This window comes from Acidobacteriota bacterium (assembly GCA_016208495.1).
GTDB lineage: Bacteria > Acidobacteriota > Blastocatellia > Chloracidobacteriales > Chloracidobacteriaceae > JACQXX01.
The window spans coordinates 1-4,073 of the sequence record JACQXX010000076.1 but is presented as its reverse complement, the minus strand read 5'-3'; the positions used below and the strand labels follow the sequence as shown (position 1 = coordinate 4,073).

4 protein-coding genes are annotated in these 4,073 nt (G+C 50.6%); 2 read left to right on the top strand and 2 right to left on the bottom strand.

The genetic code is table 11. From position 1 onward, the window contains the following. Positions 1–435 precede the first annotated feature (435 nt). Together HY774_14690 and HY774_14685 are read left to right on the top strand one after the other, a co-directional pair. Entirely contained in the window at positions 436–807 is a 372-nt protein-coding gene (locus HY774_14690; GenBank protein ID MBI4749732.1) for a hypothetical protein, read from the top strand. Positions 808–974: 167 nt separating this feature from the next. Beyond that, positions 975–2,549: an enterochelin esterase gene (locus HY774_14685; GenBank protein MBI4749731.1), complete on the top strand. Its 1,575-nt coding sequence runs from the start codon at positions 975–977 to the stop codon at positions 2,547–2,549. Positions 2,550–2,686: 137 nt separating this feature from the next. Here HY774_14685 and HY774_14680 read toward each other — a convergent pair whose 3' ends face one another. Beyond that, positions 2,687–3,028 (bottom strand): c-type cytochrome, encoded by a 342-nt coding sequence (locus tag HY774_14680; protein MBI4749730.1) that lies wholly within the window; start codon positions 3,026–3,028, stop codon positions 2,687–2,689. After that, positions 3,025–3,921: a zf-HC2 domain-containing protein gene (locus HY774_14675; protein ID MBI4749729.1), complete on the bottom strand. Its 897-nt coding sequence runs from the start codon at positions 3,919–3,921 to the stop codon at positions 3,025–3,027. Before HY774_14675 ends, HY774_14680 begins: the two co-directional genes overlap by 4 nt. Positions 3,922–4,073 lie beyond the last annotated feature (152 nt).

Sequence of the window (4,073 nt, the reverse complement as noted above, 5' to 3'; positions counted from 1 at the left end):
TCGGCGATGAGTTGACTGATCCCACTCAAGATGAAGACTGGGGAACTGGCGGGTACCACTCAACGTGGAGTATCTGGCCCTGAACCCTGAACCCTGAACCCTGAACCCTGGTGGTATGATATTTCCATCCGACTCCCTTAGTACAAGTCCCCATAAATAGTGATGGAATTTCGGTGATTCCGAATTGGCTTTCGCCCGGATGGGCGAAAACCAATGTTTCTCCCAGCGAGTGGTTGAATTTCATCCCCCTTTTATGGGGACTTGTACTAACCACTAGCCACTAACCACTTTTTCCATTCTTCATTCTGCAAGGTTGGCTTGGATGGATGGGCTCAGGTGGCTAAGATGCCTGCTTCGTCAAATCTTGGGAAAATCCGAAGCATCGGACACCCTCCCTCTTTATTCACAATCCTTCTTGTTATGTGGTAAATCGTTATGATGCCTAAAGTTACTGTTGGAACTGGACTTGCTTTGATTCTCATTGGTGTGGTTGGTTTTATGAATACCGGGGCCAAGACGGCATTGATTCCCGCCGTGATGGGTCTGGTGATTGGATTGGCCGGAGTGATTGCCCTGATGAAAGAAGACCAGCGCAAACACGCCATGCACGTGGCCGTGTTGATTGGGTTGATTGGGTTCCTGATGACAGCCAGGGCGCTCATCAAACTACCGGTGTTGCTCTCGGGTGGAACGGTCCAACGTCCGGCGGCAGTGATTGCGCAGTCCGTCACCGCAATTCTGCTGGGTATTTTCGTCGGTCTGTGCGTGCAATCGTTCATTAATGCCCGCCGTCAACGAACTCCATAAACGGCAGATGTTGCTCGAAACCACTCGCCAAACCTGGAAAAAGAAGATTTTTTCTGAACCATCAGACACAGGTGTAGTTTGAAGGAAACTGAACCTGCAATATCAACCTCACTCCTCAAATCCGGTTCGCCAATTCAAAATCTCAAGACCTTGAGGCAGCTCAATTTATGCGAAACCTCGTCTTTTCATTTCTCGTGGTGCTTCACCTGTTTTTTGTGAGCACGTCTGTGATATCCGCCCAAACCGGCCCTTCTTCAACAGGACCGATTCGATTCCAAATCGCAGCAAAAGCTGAACTTCTTCCCAAATCAACACCTGGCCGATTCGTTGTGGTCATGGCCCAATCAGCGGAAAAACCAAACAGCCTGATTGGCAGTTTCGACCCGAGAATTCTGGTGGCTGGATCTCATTCTCTGCGAATGGCACCTGGCCAGATGCTTGAATTGAATCCGGATGCAATGGCCTTTCCGCAGCCATTTTCGAAATCTCCCGCCGGGAAATACTTCGTTCAGGTTTGGTTTGACACCGCGGCGTCTCCCTCGACTGGTCTTGACCAGGGTGATTTGGTGAGTGCGATCACGGAAGTTGAGAATCTCAACCCTGCCAATACTCTTCCAGTCGAGCTTTTACTTTCTGAGCGCATTGGGGACTCACAGCCTTTTGAAGAAACAGATTCGATTAAACTGGTTGAATTTCAAAGTCCAATGCTGTCAGCCTTTTGGGGTCGCCCAATGACAATGCGGGCTGGGGTTGTCTTGCCACCCAGTTACCTGAAAGACCCGAAACGAACCTATCCGACGGTCTATAATGTTCACGGTTTCGGAGGCAACCACTTTGGGGCCAAATATGCTGGACCGAAGTTGCTCAAGGGAATGGCCGACGGGAAGTACCCCGAAATGATCCATGTTTTTCTGGATGCTTCGTTTCCGACAGGTCATCACGTCTTTGCCGATTCCGTGAACAACGGTCCCTGGGGACGCGCACTCACTGAGGAATTCATTCCCTACCTTGAGAAAAACTTTCGTCAAATCCCCAAAACCGCAGCTCGCTTCTTAACTGGCCATTCCTCTGGAGGATGGAGCACACTGTGGCTTCAAATCACTTACCCTGATTTTTTCGGTGGTACCTGGTCAACGTCACCTGATCCGGTGGATTTCCGCAGCTTTTCAGGCATCAATGCGACGCCAGGCACCACTGAAAATCTGTACCGGACTTCGGATGGGAAGCCTCATCCGCTCGTGCGCATGGGTGGTGAGGTTGTATTTACGATTGAGGCATACACCCTCAAAGAGGAAATTGAAACCGGCGGGCTGGGTGGGCAACTATCTTCGTTCGAATGGGTGTTTAGTCCGAAGGACCGAGCTGGACGACCAATGAGTTTATTTGACCGGACAACCGGCGAGTTTGATCAAACCGTCCTGAAAGCCTGGGAAAAGTATGACATCCGTCTGACACTGGAAAAAAACTGGGCGACGCTCGGGCCCAAACTGGCCGGGAAGATTCATATTGTTTGTGGTGAAGCAGATACCTTCTACCTTGAAGGCGCCGTCCGACTCCTGCGGGATTTTCTGAAGGAAAAAGGAAGCGATGCCGTTGTCGAACTCGTCCCCGGTCGAGATCACTTCGATTTGTATAAACCTTCCGACACATACAAAGAAGGACTTGAAACCCGAATCTTCAAGGAAATGGGAATGGCATTCAACTCAGCTCCCAAAACCGGCAAATCGAAAGTGAAGAAATAGTGTTCAAGGTTGCTGGGAAATACAATTCTTTCAATGATTTAGCCTCTTCGTAATACGAGGAGTTCATTCCCAAATTGTATTCCGGTTTTGAGTCCACAACGTGGGCGATAGAAGTAAAGCCTCGGGCGAAACAAGCGTCAGCGAGTGGAGTCCGTGGCTTTTTTCATTCCCTCGATATAGATCGCCACGCCACGTTTTTCATCGTCAGTGGCCGTACTCAACCGGCTATTCACATTCTTTTCAATCACTTCCCGTGAGAGGGCCCGCTGGTTGAGGGGTGGGCCGTCTTTGAGCGGCTTGTCTCCGTTTTCGTTGTGGCAACTGGCACAGCGGGCAACAAAGAGCTGTTTCCCAAGCTGATACAATTTTTCAGTTGACTGTTCCGGCTGATACTTTCCAGCAATCGCCGCCCAGTCCGAAACGGCACCGCCCATGAATAAAGCTGCCACCACCATCAAGAGCTGAAGATTTCGTTTCATTTGGAAGTTCCTCCTTGCTGAAAACCCGACCGGATTTGTTCCCGACGTTCCGGCTGGGCGTGACAGATAAAACACCCTTGTTGACCGGAATCAGGAAGATCGGAAACCACAACATACGCTTGTTCGTCTTTAGCCCACGACATCACCTTGAGGCCCGATTCAGGGTCAGTTCGGGTGGCAACGTCCACAAAGTGCGGGCGTTCTTTTGGAAGTTCAGGTAATGCTTGCTGATTCATCGCCAGCAGCGTCACCGGATGGCTTCCCACCCGATACACCACACAAATGGCTTCAGCCCCTTTAAACAGAACTTTTTTCACACCCACTGGTTTGTAAAAGTCGCCATCTTCAACAGGTCGTTCAAGCGCAACCCAGGCATGAAGGTGAGTATGGTCACTGACCCACCTGCGAATTTCACCTGGCGTCGTGGTCAAAAAATCGAGCTTCACCGTTCCGTTTCCCAAAGTTTGGTGCAGTTCACGTCCAAACCGTTCAAAATCTGAGAGCGCTCGCTGCTCAGAACGAACCTGCACGACAGGCCCCTCAAATTGCCGTGTGAGGTATCCGACACCAATCATCACCATCGCAATGACCACGAACACCGGAGAAAGTGTCAGGCAGGCAAAACGCAGCATACGGCTGAAAGTCCAACCCGCAGTCTGTGCCGGTTTGGCTTTTGTTCCATCAAGTGCCCGTTCGATTTCGGCCCACATTCCCTCTGGGGCTTTCAACAAGGGAAGTTCACCAGCCAGTTGGGAACCAAACTTGATCTGGTCATACCGCTCACGGCAGGCCAGACATTGCATCAGATGCTCAGCCACCAGCCGGGATTCAGGCTGACTCAATTCGTCGTTGACGAAAGCTGATAAATTTTGGGTAATGTTTGGGCAGCTCATATTTTAGGGTTCAGGGTTCAGGGTTCAGGGTTTGAAAGACAGGGTTCAGGGTTCAGGGTTCAGGGTTTGAAAGACAGGGTTCAGGGTTCAGGGTTTGAAAGACAGGGTTCAGGGTTCAGGGTTTGAAAGACAGGGTTCAGGGTTCAGGGTTT